At 69.6% G+C, this 22,970-nt stretch carries 27 protein-coding genes; 19 read left to right on the forward strand and 8 right to left on the reverse strand.

From position 1 onward, the window contains the following. Positions 1-6 precede the first annotated feature (6 nt). From ACK4YQ_RS16980 to ACK4YQ_RS16995, 4 genes are read left to right on the forward strand one after another with little or no spacing between them, the layout of a single operon-like run. The gene (locus ACK4YQ_RS16980; RefSeq protein ID WP_409612933.1) at positions 7-705 is read left to right on the forward strand and encodes a DUF4376 domain-containing protein; all 699 of its coding nucleotides are present in this window, start codon (positions 7-9) and stop codon (positions 703-705) included. Further along, positions 702-1,058, forward strand: a complete 357-nt coding sequence (locus tag ACK4YQ_RS16985; RefSeq protein WP_409612935.1) for a hypothetical protein — start codon at positions 702-704, stop codon at positions 1,056-1,058. The genes ACK4YQ_RS16980 and ACK4YQ_RS16985 overlap by 4 nt, the downstream gene beginning before the upstream one ends. Continuing rightward, the gene (locus ACK4YQ_RS16990; protein ID WP_409612937.1) at positions 1,055-1,519 is read left to right on the forward strand and encodes a hypothetical protein; all 465 of its coding nucleotides are present in this window, start codon (positions 1,055-1,057) and stop codon (positions 1,517-1,519) included. Before ACK4YQ_RS16985 ends, ACK4YQ_RS16990 begins: the two co-directional genes overlap by 4 nt. Before the next feature lie 13 nt (positions 1,520-1,532). Then, positions 1,533-2,039, forward strand: a complete 507-nt coding sequence (locus tag ACK4YQ_RS16995; protein ID WP_409612939.1) for a hypothetical protein — start codon at positions 1,533-1,535, stop codon at positions 2,037-2,039. A 68-nt stretch (positions 2,040-2,107) separates the two neighbouring features. On the opposite strand, the gene ACK4YQ_RS17000 is transcribed toward ACK4YQ_RS16995, so the two are convergent. Then, positions 2,108-2,725 (reverse strand): hypothetical protein, encoded by a 618-nt coding sequence (locus tag ACK4YQ_RS17000; protein ID WP_409612941.1) that lies wholly within the window; start codon positions 2,723-2,725, stop codon positions 2,108-2,110. A 146-nt stretch (positions 2,726-2,871) separates the two neighbouring features. Between ACK4YQ_RS17000 and ACK4YQ_RS17005 the strand changes: the two genes are divergently transcribed. The 4 genes from ACK4YQ_RS17005 (at position 2,872) to ACK4YQ_RS17020 (ending at position 5,370) form a co-directional block, all read left to right on the forward strand. Further along, complete coding sequence (locus ACK4YQ_RS17005) at positions 2,872-3,678, forward strand: DNA adenine methylase (protein ID WP_409612943.1); 807 nt, start codon at positions 2,872-2,874, stop codon at positions 3,676-3,678. A 60-nt stretch (positions 3,679-3,738) separates the two neighbouring features. Further along, positions 3,739-3,960, forward strand: coding sequence for a hypothetical protein (locus ACK4YQ_RS17010; protein ID WP_409612945.1), 222 nt, complete (start codon positions 3,739-3,741; stop codon positions 3,958-3,960). Between the two features lie 93 nt (positions 3,961-4,053). After that, complete coding sequence (locus ACK4YQ_RS17015) at positions 4,054-4,728, forward strand: SOS response-associated peptidase (RefSeq protein ID WP_409612946.1); 675 nt, start codon at positions 4,054-4,056, stop codon at positions 4,726-4,728. A gap of 9 nt (positions 4,729-4,737) precedes the next feature. Further along, entirely contained in the window at positions 4,738-5,370 is a 633-nt protein-coding gene (locus tag ACK4YQ_RS17020; RefSeq protein WP_409612948.1) for a hypothetical protein, read from the forward strand. Between the two features lie 401 nt (positions 5,371-5,771). On the opposite strand, the gene ACK4YQ_RS17025 is transcribed toward ACK4YQ_RS17020, so the two are convergent. Then, positions 5,772-6,143, reverse strand: coding sequence for a putative quinol monooxygenase (locus ACK4YQ_RS17025; protein ID WP_409612950.1), 372 nt, complete (start codon positions 6,141-6,143; stop codon positions 5,772-5,774). Positions 6,144-6,295: 152 nt separating this feature from the next. Between ACK4YQ_RS17025 and ACK4YQ_RS17030 the strand changes: the two genes are divergently transcribed. After that, positions 6,296-7,186 carry an AraC family transcriptional regulator N-terminal domain-containing protein gene (locus tag ACK4YQ_RS17030; protein ID WP_409612952.1) on the forward strand — a complete coding sequence of 297 codons (891 nt, stop codon included), beginning with the start codon at positions 6,296-6,298 and terminating at the stop codon, positions 7,184-7,186. 219 nt (positions 7,187-7,405) lie between these two features. On the opposite strand, the gene ACK4YQ_RS17035 is transcribed toward ACK4YQ_RS17030, so the two are convergent. After that, on the reverse strand, positions 7,406-8,632 hold the full coding sequence (locus ACK4YQ_RS17035) for a serine hydrolase domain-containing protein (protein WP_409612954.1): 1,227 nt from the start codon (positions 8,630-8,632) through the stop codon (positions 7,406-7,408). A gap of 385 nt (positions 8,633-9,017) precedes the next feature. On the opposite strand from ACK4YQ_RS17035, the gene ACK4YQ_RS17040 reads away from it, so the two are divergent. Both ACK4YQ_RS17040 and ACK4YQ_RS17045 read left to right on the forward strand, forming a co-directional pair. Then, positions 9,018-9,494, forward strand: a complete 477-nt coding sequence (locus tag ACK4YQ_RS17040) for a GNAT family N-acetyltransferase (protein WP_409612956.1) — start codon at positions 9,018-9,020, stop codon at positions 9,492-9,494. A 74-nt stretch (positions 9,495-9,568) separates the two neighbouring features. Then, entirely contained in the window at positions 9,569-9,805 is a 237-nt protein-coding gene (locus tag ACK4YQ_RS17045; RefSeq protein ID WP_409612957.1) for a hypothetical protein, read from the forward strand. A gap of 25 nt (positions 9,806-9,830) precedes the next feature. Here the strand turns inward: ACK4YQ_RS17045 and ACK4YQ_RS17050 are convergent, their stop codons facing one another. After that, a complete protein-coding gene (locus tag ACK4YQ_RS17050) occupies positions 9,831-10,406 on the reverse strand; it encodes an NADPH-dependent FMN reductase (protein WP_409612959.1) in 576 nt (191 codons plus the stop codon). A gap of 76 nt (positions 10,407-10,482) precedes the next feature. Between ACK4YQ_RS17050 and ACK4YQ_RS17055 the strand changes: the two genes are divergently transcribed. The 3 genes from ACK4YQ_RS17055 to ACK4YQ_RS17065 are packed head-to-tail and all read left to right on the forward strand — an operon-like array spanning position 10,483 to position 13,179. Then, on the forward strand, positions 10,483-10,857 hold the full coding sequence (locus ACK4YQ_RS17055) for a capsular biosynthesis protein (RefSeq protein ID WP_409612961.1): 375 nt from the start codon (positions 10,483-10,485) through the stop codon (positions 10,855-10,857). Between the two features lies 1 nt (position 10,858). After that, positions 10,859-12,466 carry a hypothetical protein gene (locus tag ACK4YQ_RS17060; protein WP_409612963.1) on the forward strand — a complete coding sequence of 536 codons (1,608 nt, stop codon included), beginning with the start codon at positions 10,859-10,861 and terminating at the stop codon, positions 12,464-12,466. Further along, positions 12,463-13,179: an NTP transferase domain-containing protein gene (locus tag ACK4YQ_RS17065; RefSeq protein WP_409612964.1), complete on the forward strand. Its 717-nt coding sequence runs from the start codon at positions 12,463-12,465 to the stop codon at positions 13,177-13,179. The genes ACK4YQ_RS17060 and ACK4YQ_RS17065 overlap by 4 nt, the downstream gene beginning before the upstream one ends. Here ACK4YQ_RS17065 and ACK4YQ_RS17070 read toward each other — a convergent pair. Both ACK4YQ_RS17070 and ACK4YQ_RS17075 read right to left on the reverse strand, forming a co-directional pair. Next, positions 13,163-14,335 (reverse strand): glycosyltransferase, encoded by a 1,173-nt coding sequence (locus ACK4YQ_RS17070; RefSeq protein ID WP_409612966.1) that lies wholly within the window; start codon positions 14,333-14,335, stop codon positions 13,163-13,165. The two genes, ACK4YQ_RS17065 and ACK4YQ_RS17070, sit on opposite strands and share 17 nt — an antisense overlap. A gap of 11 nt (positions 14,336-14,346) precedes the next feature. After that, on the reverse strand, positions 14,347-15,204 hold the full coding sequence (locus ACK4YQ_RS17075) for a pseudouridine synthase (protein WP_409612968.1): 858 nt from the start codon (positions 15,202-15,204) through the stop codon (positions 14,347-14,349). 89 nt (positions 15,205-15,293) lie between these two features. Between ACK4YQ_RS17075 and ACK4YQ_RS17080 the strand changes: the two genes are divergently transcribed. The 3 genes from ACK4YQ_RS17080 (at position 15,294) to ACK4YQ_RS17090 (ending at position 19,344) form a co-directional block, all read left to right on the forward strand. Then, on the forward strand, positions 15,294-16,472 hold the full coding sequence (locus ACK4YQ_RS17080; RefSeq protein ID WP_409612969.1) for an NAD(P)/FAD-dependent oxidoreductase: 1,179 nt from the start codon (positions 15,294-15,296) through the stop codon (positions 16,470-16,472). A 724-nt stretch (positions 16,473-17,196) separates the two neighbouring features. Continuing rightward, positions 17,197-18,357 (forward strand): reverse transcriptase domain-containing protein, encoded by a 1,161-nt coding sequence (locus ACK4YQ_RS17085; protein ID WP_409612971.1) that lies wholly within the window; start codon positions 17,197-17,199, stop codon positions 18,355-18,357. Between the two features lie 180 nt (positions 18,358-18,537). Continuing rightward, complete coding sequence (locus tag ACK4YQ_RS17090) at positions 18,538-19,344, forward strand: hypothetical protein (protein WP_409612973.1); 807 nt, start codon at positions 18,538-18,540, stop codon at positions 19,342-19,344. Positions 19,345-19,501: 157 nt separating this feature from the next. On the opposite strand, the gene ACK4YQ_RS17095 is transcribed toward ACK4YQ_RS17090, so the two are convergent. After that, the gene (locus tag ACK4YQ_RS17095; RefSeq protein ID WP_409612975.1) at positions 19,502-20,479 is read right to left on the reverse strand and encodes an NAD(P)H-dependent flavin oxidoreductase; all 978 of its coding nucleotides are present in this window, start codon (positions 20,477-20,479) and stop codon (positions 19,502-19,504) included. Positions 20,480-20,708: 229 nt separating this feature from the next. On the opposite strand from ACK4YQ_RS17095, the gene ACK4YQ_RS17100 reads away from it, so the two are divergent. Next, entirely contained in the window at positions 20,709-21,101 is a 393-nt protein-coding gene (locus tag ACK4YQ_RS17100; RefSeq protein WP_409612977.1) for a limonene-1,2-epoxide hydrolase family protein, read from the forward strand. A gap of 120 nt (positions 21,102-21,221) precedes the next feature. Next, positions 21,222-22,259, forward strand: coding sequence for an LD-carboxypeptidase (locus ACK4YQ_RS17105; RefSeq protein WP_409612978.1), 1,038 nt, complete (start codon positions 21,222-21,224; stop codon positions 22,257-22,259). Here the strand turns inward: ACK4YQ_RS17105 and ACK4YQ_RS17110 are convergent. Continuing rightward, positions 22,256-22,945: a cation transporter gene (locus tag ACK4YQ_RS17110; RefSeq protein WP_409612980.1), complete on the reverse strand. Its 690-nt coding sequence runs from the start codon at positions 22,943-22,945 to the stop codon at positions 22,256-22,258. The two genes, ACK4YQ_RS17105 and ACK4YQ_RS17110, sit on opposite strands and share 4 nt — an antisense overlap. Positions 22,946-22,970: the final 25 nt, after the last annotated feature.

Genomic DNA, 22,970 nt, shown 5'->3' on the forward strand with positions numbered 1-22,970 from the left:
CGGTCCATGGCGTTCGCAATCATCATCAACGGCGTCGCGACCGAGCTGGTCCCGGGCGAGAGCTTCTGGGGCGCGCCCTTCGTCGGCGAGCCGCGCACGCATTGGACGGCCGGCGAGGACGGCGTGCTGGTCGAGCACGAGATCGCTGGCGAAGTGCAGCGCAACCGCTACCCGGCCGAGGCGCTGATCTCCTGGACGGATCAAGCCCGCGCCTCGATCGGCGTCTTCCCGATCGCTGAGCCCGGTCCCGTGCCGGCCGGCAAGCGCGTGGTCTCGACCTCGATCGCGATCGAGAACGGCCAGCCGGTTCGCCAACGCGTCCTCGAGGACATCCCGATCGCCGAGCTGGCCGAGGCGAAGATGGCGGCCGTCCGCGACAAGCGCTGGCAGGTGGAGACCGCCGGCGTCGAGGTGGCGGGCACGCCGGTCCGCACCGACGAGCGCAGCCAGGGCAAGATCTCGGGCGCCCTGCAGCTGTTCGACCTGAACCCCGCCCTCGAGGCTGTGGACTGGGAGGCGCAGCCGGGCCTCTTCGTCGAGATCAGCAAGCCCGCCCTGCAGGCGGTCGCCCTGGCGGTCGGCGGCCACATCCAGGCCTGTTTCACCCGCTCCAAGGACCTCACCCTGGAGATCGTCGCGGCCCGGGACGCGAACGACCGGGCCGCCCTGCTAGCGGTCGACATCGAAGCCGGGTGGCCGCAATGAGCCTCGGTCGCATCGCCGGCAAGCTGCAGGTCCCGCTGGACCAGCCCTGGGCCAAGGACGTCCGCTTCTGGACGGCTGGCGCGCCGCGCGCGCCGCTGCCGATCGCGGACGGCCGCGCCTGGCTCCGGAAGCAGGGCGGGGCCGCCAGCGCGCCGGCGACGGCCATCGCCCTCACCGTCGCCAACGGGCGGATCCAGATCACCGACAACATCGTCGGCCTGCGCCTGCCGCTCGACGTCCTCGAGGAGCTGGCGCCTGGGGACTACGACTTGGAGGTCCAGGCCGAGGACCAGGCCGGCCGCTGGCGCCAGGTGCGCGGCGTGGTCGTGGGCGTGAAGGGCCTGGGCCAATGAGCCTCGACGTCATCATCCACGAAGGCATCGACGTCGCCGCCGGCGGCGAGACGGTCGAAGTCGAAGAGACCCTTGAAGGGCCGATCGGCCCGCCTGGACCGCCTGGCCCCGCCGGCGGCGCCTCGGCCACCAAGACGGCCGCCGAAGCCGTCTCCGGACACCGCGCGGTCAAGGCGGTGGGCGACCAGGTCGCCTACGCCAGCGCGGACGTCGCCGGCGACGCCGAGCTGGTGCTGGGCGTGACCGTCGGCGCGGCGATCGCCGGCGCACCGGCCACGGTCCAGACGGTGGGCGAGATGGTCGAGGGCAGCTGGGCCTGGACCGTCGGTCCCGTCTTCCTCGGCCTGAACGGCCTTCTCACACAGACGCCGCCCGCCGCGGCCTTTGTTCGGCAGATCGGGGTCGCGGTCGCGTCCGATCGGCTGCTGATCGACCTGCGACCGCCCATCTTCACCCCCTGACCTGGAGGGCTTCGTGCCTGCACCGAAATACCTGCGCCATGGAGGCAATGGCGCCGTCGTCGAGACCCAGACCGCCGTCACCGGCGGCGCGCCCGACGCCGACAAGATCCCCGCCCTCGATGGGAACGGGCGCCTCACCATGTCCATGATGCCCACCGGCATCGGCGCGGACACCGCCGTCATCGAAGCCTCGGAGGCCCTGGCCGCCGGCGACTTCATCAACATCCACAACGCGACAGGCGCGAAGGTCCGCAAGGCCGATGCGACGACCGCCGGCAAGGAAGCCCACGGCTTCGTGCTGGCGGCGGTCACCAGCGGCGCCAACGCCACGGTCTATTTCGAGGGGACCAACGACCAGGTCACCGGCCAGACGCCCGGCCCGGTCTTCCTGGCCACTACGGCCGGCCTGGCGGCGGCCGCCGCACCGACCGGAGCCGGCAACGTCGTCCAGGCGGTCGGCGTCGCCGTGAGCGCCACCGCGATCAACTTCGAGCGCGGCACGCCCATCACCCTCGCCTGATCCTGAGGCTCCTTCGTCATGGCCAACAAGAAGCCGCTCGCGCTCTACGCCGGCCAGGTGAAGGAGCTTCAGTCGGGCGACCGGATCCCCGCCGGCGACGTCGACCAGCTCGCCGTCGTCGCCTTCGTCATCGACGGCGGGGGCGCGGCGATCACGACCGGGATCAAGGGCGACCTGTCGATCCCCTTCGTCGACTTGTATTCGCGGAGCGTGCGCCGCCCGCGCTCGAGCGCAGCATCCCAAGCGTCAACCTCAGCACGAAAATCCTGGAACCGCCTCACGACGGCGTCGGCCTCACGGATCGAACGCGCTCTGACTTCGATCAGATCGCAGGTGGAGCGATATCGTGCCGCTTCAGATTGGGACATCTGCTGTTCGAGGCTCGCCAACTGCTTTGCAGCCTCCACCCCGGCGGGCAGCTCCACCTCGCCAATCGCTCGAAGCCTGGCCAGCAGGCGATCCGCGGATTCGGACATCTCAACGGACACGAGCCCAGCACCGGCCCCGACCGCAAGGCAGATCAAGATCGGCGTGAGCTGCCGGAAAGCAAAGTCGACATCTGGGAGGTTCGAGACCATGCCGATGAGGCTGAGCAGGGCCGCGCCGTTGGCCAACGCGGGAGCCCAGGCGATCCTTCGGCGTTCGGGGAGCGCCGCCAGCTCGTAGTGGGTCTCTGGATTGTTCACAGGCACCACCTCCGTCGCATCGACGGGGGCCGGGGCGCGCCAACGCCCCGAGCCGCGGGGTATGAGCCCGCACGTCCGGGGGGTGCACGCCCCCTTCCGCCCCGCCACCGGTCCGACCGGCGGGGCCAATCGAGAACACAACCTCAATGGAGTCGAGTCCCGAGTTCACCGCCGTCGCCCCCGCGCGGCCGGCGGCCCCCTACATCGGCGGAAAGCGCTTCCTGGCGCGCCGCCTGGTCGAGCGGATCGAGAGGGGCCCGCATCGCACCTATGCCGAGCCTTTCGTCGGCATGGGCGGCGTCTTCCTGCGCCGCCGCCTGAAGCCCCAGGCCGAGGTCATCAACGACTGGAGCCGCGACGTCGCCACCTTCTACCGCATCCTCCAGCGGCACCACGTGGCCTTCCTGGACATGATGCGGTTCCAGATCACCACCCGGGCGGAGTTCGAGCGGCTGACCGCCGTCGATCCGGACACCCTCACCGACCTGGAGCGGGCCGCGCGGTTCCTCTACCTGCAGCGCACGGCCTTCGGCGGGAAGGTGCGGGGGCGCAACTTCGGCGTCTCGCACCACCGGCCCGGGCGGATTGATGTGACGAAGCTCGGGGTCGACCTGGCTGAGTTGCACGAGCGCCTTGGCGGCGTGATCATCGAGCGCTTACCATGGGCCGACTTCCTGGCGCGCTACGACACGCCCGAGACCCTCTTCTACCTGGACCCGCCGTACTTCGGCTCTGAGGGCGACTACGGCCTGGGCATGTTCGCGCCGGAGGATTTTCGGCTCATGGCGGCGAAATTGAAGGGGCTTCGAGGGCGGTTCATCCTGTCGTTGAACGACCACCCCGAGGTGCGCGAGATCTTCGCGGACTTCCGGATTGAGGGCGTGGAGACGCTCTATGGGCTAGCCGGCAAGGGCGCGCAGAAGGCTGGCGAAGTGGTGATCAGCGGGCCTTGAAGCCCGCCTCGGCCGAGCGTACGAGTTCTGCCGGGTTGGCGCTCATGATGGAGACGCCTCATGTCCGACGACGAACCGACCCTCCCCAGGAACTTCCCCGGCGGCTACGTGCCCGTCATCGGCAACGTGATCGACGACGGCAGCGTCGAGCTGACCGCCGAGCTGCCTCGCACGAACGGGGGCACGGCCGAGAACTCCATGCGGCGCTTCTCCGATGTGTTCCCCTACACGGGGCCGGAGGTGAACGTCGTTGTCCGCAGGAAACGCCGGCGGCGGCGCTAGGTAGGAGGCCGGCCGGAGCGACCTGGCCGGCTTCGCCTTTTGCGGGCAGCGTCGTCATTGCGCCGCTTGGGCGGGAAGCGTTAGCGTCCTTCCATGTGCAACGCCTACGGACTCAATCAGCCGATCGGCCGCCTGGTCGAGGACTTCCAGGGCCTGATGCCGTTCGTCTTCGACGAGGGGCGGATCCCGAACCTTGAGCCGCGGGAAATGTTCCGGCCGACGAACCGGGCGCCGGTGCTTCGCCCAGTCGATCCGGCCGACCCCAGCGCCGGTGTCGCGATGACCGAGCTGCGATGGTGGCTGGTGCCCTTTTTTCACAAGGGCGCGGTAAAAGACTGGAAGGCGATGTGCACGAACGCGCGCGCCGAGACGATCGCGACCACTGCAGCCTTTCGAGAGCCCTTCAAACGCCGCCGCTGCATCGTGCCGGCCAGCCACTTCTTCGAGTGGAAGAAGGTCGATCCAGCGAACCCTAAGGGCGAGAAGATCAAGATGAGGATCTCGGCGGTCGGTCGGGACGTCTTCTATTTCGCCGGCCTGTGGGACCGCTCGAACCCATCCGACCATGACGGCCCCCTGGAGAGCTTCACCCTCGCCACCTGCGCGCCGGGGCCGGACATGGCCGAGATCCACAACCGCCAGCCGGTGATCCTCGACGCGGAACGGGCGGCGGCCTGGCTAAAGCTCGACGGGCCGGGTCAGGAGCTACTGAAGGCTGGACCTGCGGGCGAGTTGATGGCGGTGCCAGACGCCGCGCTCGGGCAGTAGGCTGCGGCCATGGCCTCGTTTCAGATCAGCATGCTAGAGGACGAGGAACGCCTTATTGCAGCCGGCCCATGGCCTCGACTGCTCGCCCTCCGCAAGTGGCTGTACATGGGCGCAGCTCTCGCGATTCCCATCCGGTTCGACACCTACGACGAGGCCGCGTCGAAAGCTCTCTTCAGGGTCTTCACTCTCCCTGAGACGGTTCTAACCGACGCGGTGTTCTGGTTTCTGACCTACGTCCTACTCCAGTATCTCTCGCTAATTCGGATCGCTTGGCCATGGCACCATCAAGAGGTTCAAACGCGTCTGATCGAGAGGCAGACTGAGGCCTGGAGCCGGGCGGAAGCCCACGCTCGGTCTTTTGAAAAGCGCATCGAACGTGAGGAGCTCAAGGCCGACGCCTGCGTCAAAGAACTCAACGCTGCGCGGAATGACCAGGAGCGCATGGCGATCGAAGCGCGTCGCGGCAAGGCACTGTATGCCGCCTCTCAACTGCGCCCTCGGTTCGAGGCGCTTCAAAAGGAGACCGCTAGGCATGTCGAGCGCGCAATCTCCAGGCTCCCGGCAACAACGCGCGCTGGAGTGGGTGATGGACAGCCTGAAAGTCGGATTTCCTCTCGGCCTAGCTCTTTGGTCCTGGGGTGAGCTCCTGTGGGCGATCGGTCGATCGTGGCATCGCTAGGCTAGCGTCCAAATTATAGAACCGCTCCAGAACCATGTGTCCCGCGCTCCAGATTCATGTGTCGCGCTACACTCGGCCTCCTCAAGGCTGCGCACCTCGCCGACCTTGCCCTTCAGCTCCCGGGCGAACGCCATCCCCAGCTCGGCCAGCTCCCCCAGGAGCCGACCCTGCCTGTCCTGCATCGCCTCAAGATCGACCATGAACAAAAAGGGAACACAGATCGAGGCCGGAGTCAAGGATTTTGGGGTGGCTCCTGTGGTGCCGCTGTGGTCTCGTTGCGCACATTCACGAGATCCGCAATGCGCAGGCGCAGGCGCCTGGATCCAGGTCGCCCGAATTTGGCGCACGGGGGACATGACCTCAGCTAGGCGAACACAGCCTTGCAGAGAAGAACGTCCACCTTCTGCACGTGAGCGGGACAGGCCAGGATCAGGTTCATCCGGGCGAGGTCGCGGAAGATATCCCCGCCGCCGCCCGCCACGTGCGCCTCGCGGCCGGCGATATCCGGAAAGACCTCGAAAATGGCGAAGGTCGTCGGCGAATGCCGCACGGCGTACCACGGGCCTGTAGAGGGCTCATTCTCTACGCAGGCCCGAATATCGCGAAGCATCTGCACGACATCGTCTTCACGGCCGGGGCGGGCCTCGATCAGGATGTAGAAGGCCTTTCGGCCTTCCTCGCCATCCTCGCCGGTCATCACGACGCCGCGGTGCTCGTCTGTGTCTTGCGTGGTCAAGGTCGATCTCCTTCGCCGCGCCGGGTCAGATCTGCGCGGCCAAGCGCTTTGTGTCGCCGCACGAGGCGCTCAGGTTGCGCGCAATAGCGAGAAACTTGCCTAAACCTCCGGATGTGCTTCTGGTTGTGCAGCCGGTTCGGTATGCATGAAGCGTGAGCCAAGCCCTGCGAGACGCCATCGACCGCTACGCCAAGGCGCATGCGGACGCCGCCGGCATCGCCGACACGCCGGTCGCGGGGATGCACCTAGTGCGAGCGACTTCGGCGGGCGAGTTGCGGCACGCCGTCGACCATCCCTTGATCTGCCTCGTCGTGCAGGGGGCGAAGCACGTCACGACGGGCCGCCAGTCGCTTGCGTTCGGCGCCGGCGACTCGATGCTTCTCACCGCCGACGCGCTCACGGTGAGCCAGATCGCCCGCGCCAGTCCCGAGGCGCCGTATCTGTCGTTCGCGCTCCACCTCGACACAGCTGTGATCGCCGACCTCAGCGCCCAGATGGAGGCAGTGGCCGCCAATGAAGGCGCCACACTGTGGCTCCAGCCCACGGACGCGGAAGCCGCCGACACGGCCTTGCGCCTCGTCAACCTCTTGAGCCGCCCCGCCGCGGTGCAGGTGCTGCAGGCTCAACTGGTGCGGGAGATGCACTACTGGTTGCTGGCCGGCCGCCACGGCCCGGCGATCCGTCATCTGGGCCATCGCGACAGCCGCTCGCAGCGGATCGCCCGTGCGGTCGAGATCCTGCGCCGGGACTACGCGTCCCCGTTGCCGGTTGCGCGGCTCGCCGCCGCCGCAGGGATGAGCCTCTCGACCTTCCACCAGCATTTCCGCGCCGTGACCTCGCTCTCCCCCTTGCAGTTCCAGAAGAGGCTGCGGCTCATTGAGGCCCGGCGCCTGATGCTGGCCAAAGACCTGAAGCCCAGCGTCGCCGCCCACGCGGTCGGCTACGAGAGCGTGCCGCAGTTCACGCGTGAATATCGGCGCCAGTTCGGAGAGCCTCCAGCGCGTGAGACGCACCGAGCCAAGCGCGCGAGTATGGAAGGCTGAGCAACTGGGCCGCCTGGCGCCGAATGTCCCGTTCCTGAGCCGATCCCGACTTCCGCAACTGGCGCGTTCGAGATTTGTCCGTCCGGCCGTCCGGCGACGGCCTTTTCGCCTTGTGGCCTGGAGCGCGGGGCCGACCGGCCGGGCGCAGATGAATGCGAACGCGAGAACGTCCGCCGCGGCGGCCACCGCATGGAGAGCGAAGGCGTCGGCGAAGAGCGCTCAGCGCCGGGCTGGCCAGTCGTAGGCGGCCGCGAGGGCGTCGGTGATCTCATTGACAAGGATCATGCCCGGGTCGGCATTGGTCATGACGACGAAGCCCTGCCGCGATCCGTCCAGCAGACCCGCGGCGTAACTCTGGAATCCTGCGTTGCCGCCGCGGTGCTCGAACGAGGCGTAATCCCCGCGCGGCACGAGGTTCCACCCCAGCCCGTAGCCGTTCAGGACAGGGGTCATCATCGCGCGCGCAGAGTCCTGACCGAGCAATGCGGGACGGCGTCCGGCATGGGCGTTCTGCAGCCCGATCATGAACCGGGCATAGTCGCTGGGCGTCGTCCAGAGGCCGGCCGAGGCCAGTTCAGGATAGGCATGCCACCTGCCGGCCAGCGGCGCGCCGTTCAGGCTGTGACCCGTCGCGGCCTTTGACGCCAGCCGTGTCGGAAGCGGCTGCTCCAGGGTCGACAGCTTCATGCCCGCTGGGCCCAGGACGAAGCGCTCGGCCAAACGGGCGAACGGCGTGCCGGTCACATCGGCCATCAGCAGTTCCGCGACCTGGTAGCCGCCGCCTGAGTAGCTCCACTTGGTCCCAGGCTTCGTCAGCGAGATGACCGGCGGCGTGATCGCAGGCGGGGCGCCGGAAAGCACCTGCACCGGGCTCGGCAAGGCCGTGCCCCGAGCGTAGCCGGGGAAGCCGGAGACGGAGAGCCCGGCGGTGTGGCTGAGAAGCCGCCGCAGCGTCACCTTTTCGTCCCGCGTCAGCTCACTGTCCGACATCTTCCACGAGACCAGGAGCGGACCGACGTCCTGATCGAGCTGGAGCGCGCCGCCCTCCACGAGACGCAGGGCGACCGTCGCCGCCACGGCCTTCGTCAGGGACGCGGCCTGAAACCGCGTCTCGGGCGTAACCGGGGAGGGCTGAGCGGCATCGGTGACGCCGTAGGCCCGGGTCCAGCGGAGCCGACCATCCCCGAAGTAGGCCAAGCTGACGCCGGGCACCTTGAGCTCAGCCATCCTGTCCGTGAGGCGCCGCGCGCCCGCAGTCGCGCGAGCGGGCTTGAGGCCGGCCTCCATGGCGGCGATGCGGCGCAAGTCGTCGGAAGTCGGCCCGGCGGCGCCCGCGGCCGGCCAAGCCAGAGCGCCCATGCCGATGCCGAGCGTCGCGAGCCGACGCGTCCATCCGGCGCGATCTTGCGTCCCCCTCTGCGGGTCGCCCGGAACAGCGCCCGTCATAGCGCCGGCCGGCCGCGTCGATGGTTCATGCGTCTCGCCCCTGCTCGCCAGGTCCGTGGTTGGCCGCTCAAAGCTACGCCGATCCGAATGAACCCACCCCAGGCCGCAAGTCAGATCCATGCGTGGTTTGGTCCGGTTCGCGCCTAGATGCAATCTTCGGGGGCATCGCTAGTCGAACTCCCGTCGGACTTTGGCTCGGCCTGTCGGGCGGGCCGAGAGCGCAGGAGTTGTCCGCTTCGAGCCGTCTCCCAGTGTCCGGATCTGGCGCGAACGCGACGCCCTCCGAGGGGAATGAAACCCGCCGAGCGACGCCGTCCTGCCGCCGCTTCCGCCTCCCCAAGCGCCGCAGCTCGCGCGCGGCGGCTCTGCGTGCGAGGATGCGATGATGCACGCTCGCCTCGCCCATGGCGCCGAACGCGCCGCCGCCGTGGCCGCCCTGGTGGACGCCTGGGGGGAGCCGGTGATCGTGGACGGGCGCTCCTATCGCTTCGAGGCCTGCGAGATCTTCGTGGCGGGCGAGATGTTCGGGGCGGGCGAGATGGCCGGGGTGGCGGCGGTGAGCCTGGAGGCGCGGCCGATCGCCGAGCTGGTGGCGATCAACGCCTTCGAGCGGGCCGCCGGGGTGGGAACCGCCCTGCTGGCGGCGATCGTCCCCGCCCTCGAGGGCTTCCGCGCCCTGCGGCTGACGACCACCAACGACAATCTGGACGCCCTGCGGTTCTACCAGCGGCGCGGCTTTCGCCTGACCGCCCTGCGGCCCGGCGCGGTGGATCGGGCGCGGGGGCTGAAGCCGTCGATCCCCCGCGTGGGCGAGTACGCGATCCCGCTCCACGACGAGCTGGAGCTGACCCTGACGCTCTGAGCCGCCGCCCCCGCGGATCGCTCCCGCCCGCCTGCGCGTTCCCTTCGCGACGTCCACCTTCGCGGGAGCTTGCCATGCGCACCAATGCGGCGATCGCCGCGCTGATCTATCCCATGGTCCAGGCCGTGGTGTTCGGCCTGGGGCTGATCGGGCTATTGGCGCTTGGGGCGCCCCAGGGGCTGTTCCCCGGGGTGATCGCGGCGACCTTCGTGGTCTCGATTCCGATCGCCGTCCTGATGGCGCCGCGGCTGCGCTCTCGGGCCTGGCGGCGGCGGCGGGGGCGTCATGGCCTGAGGCTCGTGCGGACCTAGCAGCGCGCCGGGCGGCCGGACCTGTTCAGGCGAAGCGGCGGATCCAGGCGGCGAAGGCCTCCAGGAAGCTCTTCAGATAGCGGCGGGTGGCCTCGTCGGTGAGGCGGCCTGCCTCGTCGAACTTCTCGTGGGCGCGGAAGACCAGCAGCTCGGGCTGGGGCATGGCGAAGGAGTTGGTGAACTCGAAGGCCTGGCGAAGCTGGCTCTGGCCGCGGGCCGTGCCGGTGGCGCCGGGGGAGGCGCCGATGATCGCCACCGGTTTGCCGCCCAGGGGCGCCTCGCGCGGGGGGCGCGAGGCCCAGTCGATCGCGTTCTTGGTCACGCCCGGCACGCCGTGATTGTACTCCGGCGTGGCGATCAGCACCCCGTCGGCGGCGGCGATGGCGGCCTTGAAGGCGGCCACGGCCGGCGGGTCGCCCGCGGCCTCCACGTCGCCGTTGTAGAGCGGCACCTCGATCAGGTCGAAGAGGGTGAGGGAAAGGTCCTCGGGCGCGAGCTCCTGGGCCGCGCGCAGGAGGGCGCGGTTGTAGGAGCCCGCCCGCAGGCTGCCGGCGAAGGCGAGGACGCCGAGCGGGGCGGCGGTCTGCGGGCTTTGCGGCATGAGCGGGTCCTGCAAGGCGGGGAGGGCGGCGAGAGCATAGCCGGGGCGGCGGCTCGAATCGTCCTAGATTCGGCCCATGAAGCGGCTCGTGTTCGACCTGGACGGGACCATCGCGCTGGACGACCCGGCGCGCAGCTATCCCGAGCGCGAGCCGAACCTGCCGCTGATCGAGAAGATCCGCCAGTACAAGGCCGAGGGGTTCCAGATCATCATCGCCTCGGCGCGGAACATGCGCACCTACGGCGGCCAGCTCGGCCTGATCAACGCCAACACCCTGCCGGTGATCATCGAGTGGCTGGCCCGGCACGAGGTGCCCTACGACGAGATCCACGTGGGCAAGCCCTGGTGCGGGACCGAGGGCTTCTATGTGGACGACCGGGCGGTGCGGCCGAGCGAGTTCGTGACCATGAGCCTGGCGCAGATCGCCGAGCTGATCGGCAAGGAGCGCTAGGATGGCGGCCGGCGGCGAGCCCGTGCGGCTGATCATGTCCGGGGCGGTGGTGGGCCAGGAGCTGGCCGCCGAGTTCGGGCCGCTGCCGCCGGCGATGCTGCCCGTAGGAGTGCAGAAGCTCTACGAGCTGCAGCTCGAGGCCCTGGGCGGCACGCGCCAGCACCTGGTGCTGCCGGAGGGCTACGGCCTGACCGACTACGACCGCGAGCGGCTGGCGCGGGCGGGGGTGGAGGTGGCGCCGATCCCCGAGGGCCTGCGGCTGGGCGAGGCGGTGGTCTACGCCCTGAACTCGATCGGCGCGGGCGAGGGGCCGGTGCACATCCTGCACGGCGACACCCTGATCGCCGAGCCGCCGCTGCACGCCGACGACGTGATCGTCGGGGCGCGGCGCTCGAACGAATACGCCTGGGCCGAGATCGAGACCGACGCCTCGGGACGGATCACCGTCCTGGTCGACACCCGGGCCGGCGAGGAGGGGCGCGAGCACCAGCCGGTGGCGGCGGGCTATTTCTCATTTTCCTCGGGGGTGGAGCTGCTGCGCTCGCTGACGCGGATGCGCGGGGACTTCATCGCCGGGGTGAACCACTACGCCGCCGGCCGGCCGATGCGGGCGCTCGGCGGCGGGCGCTGGCTGGACTTCGGCCACCTGCAGACCTTCTTCCAGTCGCGCCTGGCGGTGACCACGGCGCGGGCGTTCAACACCGTGCGGATCGACGGGCTGACAGCGCGCAAGTCGAGCCGCGACGAGGCCAAGATCTGGGCTGAGGCGCACTGGCTGCAGGAGGCGCCGCCGGCGGTGCAGGTCTATTGCGCGCGGCTCCTGGGGTTCGGCGCGGAGGCCGGGCGCAGCTTCTACGAGACCGAGTACGAGTATCTGCCGGTGCTCTCGGAGCTGTTCGTGCACGGGGCGCTGGCGCGCCAGCCGTGGCTGCGGATCCTGGCCTCGTGCGAGGCGTTCCTGCGCACCTGCGCGCAGCTGAGCGGGGGCGGCTCGGGGGATGCGGCGCTGAAGGCGCTGGCGGCCGACAAGACCGCGGCGCGGCTGGAGGCCTTCGCCCGCGAGACCGGCTTCGACATCGACGCGGCGCTGAGCCTGGAGGGGCGGCCCGCCCCCTCGCTGCGCGCGATCGCCGAGCGGCTGGTGCCGGCCTACGACCTCCAGAGCGGGGCGGCCGACAGCGTGTGCCACGGCGACTTCTGCTTTTCGAACATCCTCTACGACAGCCGCGTGCGGCGGATCCGGGCGATCGACCCGCGGGGGCTGGTGGGCGAGCGGCCGACCCTCTACGGCGACGTGCGCTACGACCTGGCCAAGCTCGCCCACTCGATCGTCGGGCGCTACGACCAGATCATCGCCGGCCGCTGCCGGGCCGAGCGGCGCGGCGCAGACTTCTCCATCGCCTTCGAGCCGATCGCCTGCCAGCCGTGGCTGGAGGCGGCGCTGGGCGAGATGAACGTGCGCGGGGTGCGCGGGCGCTCGGTCCCGGTGCAGGCGGTGACGGTGAGCCTGTTCCTGTCGATGATCCCTCTGCACGCGGATAAACCTGAGCGGCAAATGGCGTTCATCGCCAACGCCTTGAGGCTCTTTCTTGAGCTCGACTCTCAATGATCGTCATTCCCATGGCCGGGCGCTCGCAGCGCTTCTTCGACGCGGGCTATGCGCAGCCGAAATACCGGCTGGAACTGGAGGGGCGCAGCGTGTTCGCCCATGCGGTGGAGAGCTTCGCCGCCCAGTTCGAGAGCCATGCGTTCCTGTTCGTCGTCGGGCCTGACGCGGCGGCCGAGGCCTTCGTGCGGGGCGAGTGCGCGCGGCTGGGGATCGCCGAGGCCCAGGTCGTGCGGCTGGCGGCGCCGACGGCGGGCCAGGCCGAGACGGTGGCGGCGGGGCTGGCGGGGGCGGCGATCGCGGGCGACCCGCCGCTGACCATCTTCAACATCGACACCTTCCGGCCGGGGTTTTCGTTTCCGCCGGCGATGGCGGGGCTGGACGGCTGGCTGGAGGTGTTCCGCGGGGACGGGGACAACTGGTCCTATGTGCGGCCCACGCCCGGACCTGAGCCGCTGGCGCTGGAGACCGCCGAGAAGCGGCCGATCTCGGACCTGTGCTGCACCGGGCTCTACCACTTTTCCCGGGCCTCGGACTTCGCCTGGGCGCTGGAGCGGGAGCGGGCCGCGCCGCAGGCGAAGGAGCTCTACGTGGCGCCCATCTACAACCACCTGATCGGGCGGGGAGCGAAGATCGGCTACAGCCTGATCGCGCGCGAGGCGGTGGTGTTCTGCGGCACGCCGGACGAGTACGAGGCGCTCAAGGGATCGCGCTGAGCGTTTGCACCAGGGTCTGCGCGCGGGCGCGCCAGGTGTGTCCCGCCAGGGCCTTGGCCGCCCCGGCGCGGGCCTGGGCGGCGAGGGCGGCGGGGTCGGCGAGCAGGGCCTCGATCTGCGCGGGGACCGCGTCCATCGCGCGCCACTCGAAGGTCGAGAGCTCGGCGGGGGCGAAGGCCTCGGCGTACCAGGGGTTGGCGTCGCTGATCACCGCCGCGCCGCCGCACATGGCGGTGAACACCCGCTCGTGCCCGCCGTCGACGAAGCCGTTGTTGGTGTTCAAGACCAGCCGCGCCCGGCGCAGGAGCGACAGGGTCTGCTCGAAGCTGCCCTCGCCGCCCCAGGCGAGGGAGGGGAAGCGCTCGGCCAGGGCGCCCCAGCCCTTGCCGTAGACCGTCATCGGCGCGCCGGCCGCGCCCAGCACCTCGACCAGGGCGTTGCGGTGCCAGGCCTCCGCGTAGAGCTGGGGCTGGCTGAGCACGGGGGCGAACTTGCCGAGCAGGTCCTCGGTGAGGGGGGCGTTGATGACGTGCCGCAGGGCCGCGTCCAGGGCCTTGAGGATCGGCAGGGTCGCATCCGCGCGCATGCGCTGGGCGACATCCTCCATGATCGTGCGGACCGCGCCCTCCGGCTGGGCCCGCCAGGGCGCGCCGGGCTCGCCGCGATAGGTGCCGGTGAAGAGCAGGCCGATGTCGCGGGCGGCGAAGGCGGCGTCGGAGGTGTCGGCGGGCTCGGCCAGCTCGTTGGCGCCGGGGGGCATGAAGGCGACGGCGGCGAGGCTGCGCCCGCCGGGCCAGGCCCTCACGAACTCGACGTGGCTGCGGTCCAGGAAGAAGGCGGCGTGGCGGCCGACCCTGGCCGAAAGGCGGGCGATGTGGTGGACCGGGTGGTCCACGTGGACCGAGGCGAAGGCGGCGCCCAGGAGGTCGTAGATCGAGACGCCGTTGGACTGGATGTCGACGCCGACGCCGCCGAAGCCGAGGTAGGCGTCGGGCCGGGAGTCGAAGGTGGCCTTCAGCCGGTCGTTGGCGTCCGGGGCCAGGAGGTCGACGATGCTCGCCTCGTGGCCGAGCTCGGCCAGGGCCTGGGCGAGCTGGTCGGCGTGCAGGCGCAGGGAGCCGTACTGCGACTGGCCCTTGTAGAGAACGATGCGCATGGCGGCCTCCTTCAACGCGCGCCCGGTCGCGTCCGCCCTCCGTTCTGGGCCGATTCGTCCCCCTGGCCGGCGCGGCGCGCGGGCCGGCCCGCCGGCCGGGGCGGGGGTGGGGGATGGATCAGGGCCTCGCGCTCGGCGGCGGTGAGCAGGCGCCAGCGGCCCTGGGGCAGGTCGCCCAGCTTCACCGAGCCGATGCGGATGCGCAGAAGGTCGACGACCTTCAGGTCCACCAGCTCGCACATGCGCCGGATCTGGCGGTTGCGGCCCTCCTTGAGGACGAAGCGCAGGCGCTGCTCGCCGGCGAGGCCGACGCGGGCGGGGCGCAGCTGGCGGCCGTCCAGCGACAGGCCGTGGCGCAGGAGGCCGAGCTTGCGCTCGGTGATCTCGCCGGCCACGCGGACGAGGTATTCCTTCTCGAGCTGGCTGTCGGGGCCGATCACCGCCTTGGCCAGCACCCCGTCCTCCGACAGGATCAGAAGGCCGCGGCTGTCCATGTCGAGCCGCCCGAGGGGGGCGAGGCGGGTGTCCGCATCGGGGATCACCGGGCTCTCGCCGACCAGGGCCTCGGCCGTCAGCAGGCGCACGGCGGGGACCTGGCCCGGCTCGGGCTGGGCCGAGACGATGCTGACCGGCTTGTGCAGCACCACGCTGAGCGCCCCCTGCAGCCGGGCCTCGGCGCGGTCGGCCAGGGTCAGGGTCTGGCCCCGCTCGATCTTGCGGCCCGGATCGGCCACCGTCTGGCCGTCGATGCTGACCAGGCCCTCGGCGATCAGGGCCTCGGCCTCGCGGCGCGAGCAGACGCCGCTCTGCGCCAGCCAGCGGTTCACCCGCTGGGGTTCGGGCTCGTCGTAGCGTCGGGTCCAGGCCATGGGCCGGGTGTAGCAGGTCGGCCCCGCGCGCCAAGGGGCGCGTTGGCCGCCGGCCTGTGCCATAGAGCCCAAGGATCAGGGAGGAGCGCTTGCAGGCCTACGACGTGGTGGTGATCGGCGCCGGGGCGGCGGGCATGATGTGCGCCATCGAGGCCGCCAGGCGCGGCCGGCGCGTGCTGGTGGCCGACCACGCCCGCAAGGCCGGCGAGAAGATCCGCATCTCCGGCGGCGGGCGCTGCAACTTCACCAACCTGAACACCGAGCCCAAGGCCTTCCTGTCGCAGAACCCGCGGTTCTGCATCTCGGCCCTCAGCCGCTACACCCCCAAGGACTTCATCGCCCTGGTGGAGGCGCACGGGATCGCCTGGCACGAAAAGACGCTGGGCCAGCTCTTCTGCGACGGCAGCGCCCAGCAGATCGTCGACATGCTGCTCGGCCTGATGCGCCGGCACGGGGCGGAGCTGCGCCTGGGCGTCGCCGCAGAGGCGATCGAGCAGACGGGCGAGGGCTTCTCCCTGCGCGTGGGGGGCGAGGCGGTGAGCTGCCGCGCCCTGGTGGTGGCGACCGGCGGCAAGTCGATCCCCAAGATGGGGGCCAGCGGCTTCGGCTATCAGCTCGCCGCCCAGTTCGGCCTCGAGGTGACCGAGACGCGGCCGGCGCTCGTGCCACTGACCTTCGAGGCCGGGCTCCTGGAGCGGCTGAAGCCCCTGGCGGGGGTGGCGGTGGACGCGAAGGTGAGCTGCGGGCGCCAGGCCTTTTCGGAGGCCATGCTGTTCACCCACCGCGGGGTGAGCGGGCCGGCGATCCTGCAGATCTCGTCCTACTGGCGCGAGGGCGAGGCGATCGCGATCGACATGGCCCCCGGCGTGGACGTGTTCGAGGCGCTGAAGGCGGCCAAGCGGGCGAACGGGCGCCAGTCGGCGGCCGGGGCCCTGGCCGAGCGCCTGCCCCGGCGCCTGGCCCAGGCGATCTGCGAGACCGCCGGCGCCGGCGGGCGGCTGGCCGACACTCCCGACCGGACGCTGAAGGCGGTGGGCGAGGCGGTGAACGCCTGGCGGGTGAAGCCGGTGGGCTCGGAAGGCTACCGCACCGCCGAGGTGACCCTGGGCGGGGTGGACACCAGGGAACTGGACTCCCGCACCATGCAGTCAAGGCGCGCGCCCGGGCTCTACTTCGTCGGCGAGGTCGTGGACGTCACCGGCTGGCTCGGCGGCTACAACTTCCAATGGGCCTGGGCCAGCGGCTGGTGCGCGGGGCAGGCGGTGTAGGGGGGGCGTTGCGGCGGGAGCGGGCTCTGAGGGGACGTTCAGAATGTCTACTTGCTGGGCCCCGCTGCAGGGGAAGTTGCGGCCACGAAGTCGCTTACTTAACCTTAACTTTTGGCTTCGTCGGTCGCGCGACTCAGCTTATTCGTGCTATAGGTCCGACTTGTTTCCTTTCGTCGTGGCCTCTGTCGCCTCGTTTCGCCTTCGCCCGTGGCGTGCGCACACCGCGTCGCCGATGGCGGGGACCACGGTTCTCACCCGGCATCGCAAGGTGCGCCAGGGTGGGGATCGCACTGGAATGGAGGAAGCAAAGTGTCGCTCGGAAAGCGTATCCAGGGCCGGGCCATTAGCTCAAGTGACGGAGGGCCGCCCGGCGGGGACGCATTTCGCGCCGAGATCGCTGCGCGTTCATAGTTTGTTCTCGATGTGGGGGCGGCCGGGCGGGTTGCGCTCGCGGGGTTTGTCGCCATCTTCTTGGTGGTGGGCGCGACCGTCGAGGGTTCGTTCCGCGTGAGCGCGGGTGTGACCCTGGATCGTCGCCTCGTTTCGCCTTCGCCCGTGGCGTGCGCACACCGCGTCGCCGATGGCGGGGACCACGGTTCTCACCCGGCATCGCAAGGTGCGCCAGGGTGGGGATCGCACTGCCAAACTGCCCCGAGGAGCTGAACCTTGGTACTCGGGGGGGACTGGTCGCAGGCGTCTTCCCGCCTCGCTATCGACCGAGGCGATGCGGGAGGCTTGGCGGAATAGCCGCGACGCGTCGGGAAACCCAGGTGCGCCAGGGGTCGATGGGGTCAGAGCTCCGCACTTCGCCAGCGATCTAGCCGACAACATTGAGCGTATCCGACAGGAAATCCGCGCGGACTCCTACAGCTTCAACCGGCTGCGTCTGGCGCGGGTCCTCAAAGACTCGGGCGGGTACCGCATCCTCGCGATCCCAACCGTACGAGACCGTCTGGTGCAGCGGGCCATCCTGCGCCACCTTGAGGCTGACTCACGCTTCCAGCCCTCGTCCGAGATTAGCTATGGCTTCGCCAAGCAGCGGACACTCGCTGACGCGCAACGGGCGGCCCTTAGGCTCCGCCAGTCCAGGCCATGGGTCCTGAAGTGTGACATCGTCAGGTTCTTCGACCGAATTCCTCGCAGCCAATTGAAACAGCTCATACGTCGAAAGGTCGGCTGGAGGGTAGTCGCTGGCCTCCTTTGTCGCGCCGTCGACTCCGAGCTGCAGCTGCGCACCTCGGAGGACGTGGAGTTGGTAACGCAGAACGGTGTTCTAGCCGGCGTCGGGCTCCGGCAGGGAATGCCGGTATCTCCCATCCTCTCAAACTTGCTGCTCAAGCGGTTCGATGAACGCCTTGAGAAGTTTGGGATCGTGGCCGTCCGGTACGCAGATGATATCGCGGTGTTCGCGGATGGCCGCGGGGCCTGCGAGGCGGCACTGAAGGCTATTCACGAGGGGCTTGCCGAGCTTGACTTGGAAGTTCCCGATCTGCTTGACGGAAGCAAGACCAGCATCCTCGGACCCTCGGAGGTCGCGGAGTTTCTGGGTGTCGAGATCCGCCGAAAGGGACATACGTACAAGCTCTGCGCGCCTGCGAGAAAGATCGAGAAGATCGAAGCTGCAATGGCCGCCATGGTCCAAATCCCGAAGTGTGTCGAGGAGAAGCGCAACATCGGACAAGTCGTGAGAGCGCTGGAGTCATTCACCATCGGCCATGTCGCATCGATGGCCGTTCTGGAAGATGGCGGTGCATTCATGGCTCGGCTAGAGGCCGCGAAACGGCATCAGCTCCGGGCTCTGCTGGTCAACCTACTAGGAGAGAAGGTTGTCGCTTCCCTCGGCCCGGACCGCTTGGCGATCCTCGGGGTAGAAGCGTTCAAGTAGCGAGGTCCATGCGAACAATACCGCACCTCAAATGCGTCGGACGAACGACCTACGCTCTGGACCGCATCCTGACTGGGATCGAAACTCCGCTCCTGGCGCATCCTAGCTCGTCCCAATAGCCGGTGGTGGAGCCTCCGCAACCTCCGATAGGGTCCCGCATCTGGCAATGCGGGCTAATCCATGAAGTACGTCTTTGGCTTTTTCGGAACGATTCTTACCGGCGCGCTTGCCGGATTGCTGGTCATCGTTTTCCAGGGACCCATTGTCCGCCACTTCAGCACCGACCGACTACGTGCTGAAGTTGTCTCGGCCCAATGGCTGCCCGTTCCTACTAGGGAGGGCGGTACCTCAGAGCAGATGAATCGTGACCTCGGCCCATACGAAGCCCAGAAGCTGGCCGAGGGAGAACCCCTCTATTTGGTGACTATGACCATCACGAATCCCGGTACCCGCCGGGTTGAGAACATTCGCTTTCAATTTCAGACTATAGCAGCGAGCGTAGTTTCTATCCGGCAGGACGGGAAATTTCGCCGGTTGTCCGAGGTGAAGGCGTTCGAGCTCGCACCTATTGCTCCCGGAGGCAGCGCCAAGGTCCAGATTTGGACATTGACGGACTTCGCCGATCTCTTCGATCACCCGACCCTAAAGCTCTTGAGCTATTCATCAGAGGGCGCGGTCGCCTACGACGTGAAGCGTTTCCGGCGGGGTTCTTATGAAGACCCGGTCGGCGATTTCATTGCGGCGATCACGCCCTGGGTTGGTGGGGTTTTCGTTTGTGGCGCGCTTGTCATGTTCCTGTTGGCTATTCTCGCCTGGGGTCACGCCAGCGCCTTGATCGTAGATCCGCTGTTCTATCGCTTGGAGCGGAAGCGCTACCTAGCAGACCCAAAGGGATTCTTGCCTACGGTGCCCAATGACGCGCTCCTGAAGGCGATGAGAAAGAAAATCAAGGACGACATTGCTGAGGCCGCCCGGCGCAAGCGCTAGTCACGGGGGGGCCGTGGTCCGGGTCGGCTATGCTTCAAGTCCGCTCTCGGGCGGCAAACCAATGTCCGCTGATGGCGCATACCAGACACCGCGCCGACCAATCGCCAAAGCGGCCGCGCGGAGGGGCGCCCCGCCGCCCCCGCGCCGGCTCCGGCCCCTACGCCTCCTCGAACTGGCGCAGGCGTTGGCGCAGGATGGCTTCGGCTTCGGCCATGATGCGGTCGATCAGTTCCTGGACGGTGGGCACGTCGTGGATCAGGCCGGCGACCATGCCGCAGGACCAGCCGCCCGCGTCCATGTCGCCGTCGCGCATGATGCGCGGGTAGACGCCGGCCACCTCCTCGGCGATGTCGGCGAACTGGAGCTTGTCGCCCAGCTCCTTCTCCTTGGCGATCAGACGCTCGACCCCGGCGTTGACCAGCACCCGCTCGGTGTTGCGCAGGGGGCGCATGATCAGGCGGGTGTCGAGCTCGCTGGCGTTCACCAGGGCCTGCTTCACATTGGGGTGCACCGGAGCCTCCTGGGTGGCCATGAAGCGGGTGCCCATGTTCATGCCGTCGGCGCCCAGGGCCAGGGCCGCCACCAGGGAGCGGCCGTCGGCCATGCCGCCGGAAGCCAGGAACGGCACCTTCAGCTCCTCGGCCGCGCGGGGCAGCAGGATGAAGTTGGGCACGTCGTCCTCACCGGGGTGGCCGCCGCACTCGAAGCCGTCGACGCTGACCGCGTCGCAGCCGATGGCCTCGGCCTTGAGGGCGTGGCGCACGGCGGTGCACTTGTGGATGATCTTGATGTCCGCGTCCTTGAGCTTGGGCAGCCACTTCTGCGGGTTGTTGCCGGCGGTCTCCACGACCTTGACGCCGCTGTCGACGATCACGTCGATGAGGCCGGCGTAGTCGGGGGGCGTGACCGCCGGCAGGAAGGTGAGGTTCACGCCGAACGGCTTGTCGGTCATGGTCTTGCAGCGGGCGATCTCGGCCGCCAGCTTCTCGGGCGTGCCCTGGGTGAGGCCGGTGATGATCCCAAGGCCGCCGGCGTTGGACACCGCCGCCGCCATCTCGGCGAAGCCGACGTAGTGCATGCCGCCCTGGACGATCGGGTGGCGGATTCCGAGGAGTTCGGTGATGCGGGTCTTCATGGGGGCCTCGAGGCGCTCTTGCTGAAATCGGACAGGGCGCGACGTTGCGCGATCCGCGCGCGTTCGTCATCCCTCCGCAGCGTCAGGCCTCCGCAGCGTCAGGCCTCCGCAGCGTCAGGCCTCCGCCGAGGGGCTGCGTGCGGCGGCGCTTACCCGCCAGGTAATCGCGCCGGTGCGCGGGGCGGGGTTTGCTGGGCGCGACAACAGCCGCTGCGCCGGAGACCCGAAGATGACCCAAACGCCGACCCACGTCGTCCACGCGTTCCTGAAGGCCATGGAAGCCCTCGACTACGACGAGGGGCTGAAGTGGATCGCCGAGGGGTGCGAATACACCAACCTGCCGATGACGACGGTGCGGGGGCCGGCGGGGGTGCGCGCGGTGCTGGAGCCGTTCTTCGCCCCGACCATGGCCAACGAGTTCAAGATCGTGCGCGAGGCGGCGAGCGGGGAGACGGTGATCGTCGAGCGGCTGGACCGCCACCAGCTCGGCCCCGACCGCTGGGCGGAGCTGCCGGTCGTGGGGGTGTTCGAGGTGCGCGACGGCCTGATCCAGGTGTGGCGCGACTATTTCGACATGGCCACCCTGGTGCGCCAGTGGCCCGAGCTGCAGGCCGCCGCCTAGAGCCTGGGCGGGGACGGCGCAATCGCCCGCGCGGCCTCCTTTCCCGTGGCGCCCGCCGCCGGGGGCGCTAGACAAAGGCGGACGGGGGGCGCGCTCGCCCCGCATGGGCGGAGGCGGAAGATGAACAGGCGGCGGGCCTTGGCGCTGGGACTGGCGGCGGCGGCGGCGCCGGCGAGCACGGGGGCCGCCGGGGCGGCGGGGCCGGCCCTGCGCAAGCCGCCCCGGCTGCGGCCCGGCGACACGGTGGGGCTGGTGGCGCCGGCCACCTATTCGGACGACCCCTACGCCCTGGAGCTGGTGCAGGAGACCATAGCGGCCATGGGGCTGAAGCCCCGGCTGGGCGCCCACGTGCTGGACCGCTACGGCTATCTGGCCGGGGACGACAAGGCCCGGGCCGCGGACCTGAACGCCATGTACGCGGACCCCGAGGTCAAGGCGGTGTTCGCCGTGCGCGGGGGCTGGGGCGCGGCGCGGATCCTGCCGTGGCTGGACTGGGCGACGATCCGGGCGAACCCGAAGCTGCTGGTCGGCTACAGCGACATTACCGCCCTGCACATGGCCTTCGCCGCGCGGGCCGGATTTTCCACCATCCACGGGCCGATCGGGGCCAGCTCCTGGACGCAGATGTCCTGGGACAGCTTCCGGGCCCTGGCCTTCGAGGGGGCGACGCCGACTTGGCGCAACCCGCCCGGGGACGAGGACCGGCTGGTGCAGCGGGAAGGCCGCACCCGGGCCTTCCACAATGGCCTCGCCCAGGGCCGCCTGCTGGGCGGCAACCTGACGGTGCTGACCGCCCTGATGGGCACGCCCTACCTGCCGGACTTCTCGGGGGCGATCCTGTTCCTGGAGGACGTGGACGAGGCCGAGTACCGGATCGACCGGATGCTGACCCAGCTCGCCCTGGGCGGGGTGCTGGGCAAGCTCGCCGGGGTGGTGTTCGGCCAGTGCACCGACTGCGTGGCCAAGGCCGGCTCCTCGGCCAACGGCTTCACCCTGTCGCAGGTGCTGGCCCAGCACCTGGCGCCGCTGGGCGTGCCGGCCTTCCAGGGGCTGGCGTTCGGCCACGTGGACGACCAGTTCAGCCTGCCCGAAGGGGTTATGGCCGAGATCGACGCCGGGGCCGGGACCGTGCGCATCCTGGAGCCGGCGGTGGCCTAGCCGCGGGAGGGCTGGCGGCGGACGCTGACCCGCCAGCGCGGTTCTGGGGCCGCGGAGTCGGCGGGCGCCGGCGTCCTAAGCTCGCCCAGGGCCTGGCGGACCACCTGCCAGCCGCCTTGCAGGGCCAGGCCCGCCATGACTGCCGCCACCGCCAGGTCCGGCCAGCGGGTGCCGGTGCCCAGCACGCCGGCGGCGGCCAGCAGCACCGCCAAGTTGCCGATCGCGTCGTTGCGCGAGCAGATCCAGACCGAACGCATGTTGGCGTCGCCCCGGCGAAAGCTGAACAGCAGCGCGGCGACCGCAAGGTTGGCGACCAGCGCCGCGAGCCCTACCGCGCCCATCACCTCGGCCTGGGGCGCCTGACCGCGCCACACGCCCCATAGCGTCACCCCCCAAACCCAGACCCCGAAGGACAGCATGGTGGCGCCCTTCACCAGGGCCGCCCGCGCCCGCCAAGCCAGAGCCAGGCCCGCCACAGACAGGCTGATCGCGTAGTTCGCCGCATCCCCGAGGAAGTCGAGGGCGTCGGCCTGCAGCGAAGCCGACCCCGCCGCTAGGCCGGCGACGGCCTCGACGACGAACATTCCCGCGTTGACCGCCAGGGCGATCCACAGGGCCCGACGCCAACCGCCCTCGGGCTTGGGTGCGCCGGCCGCGCAAAGATCGTCACCGCAGCATCCGGACATCTGAACCTCGCAATCCTCGATCCGG

Source organism: Phenylobacterium sp., from assembly GCF_046291545.1.
Taxonomy (GTDB): domain Bacteria; phylum Pseudomonadota; class Alphaproteobacteria; order Caulobacterales; family Caulobacteraceae; genus Phenylobacterium.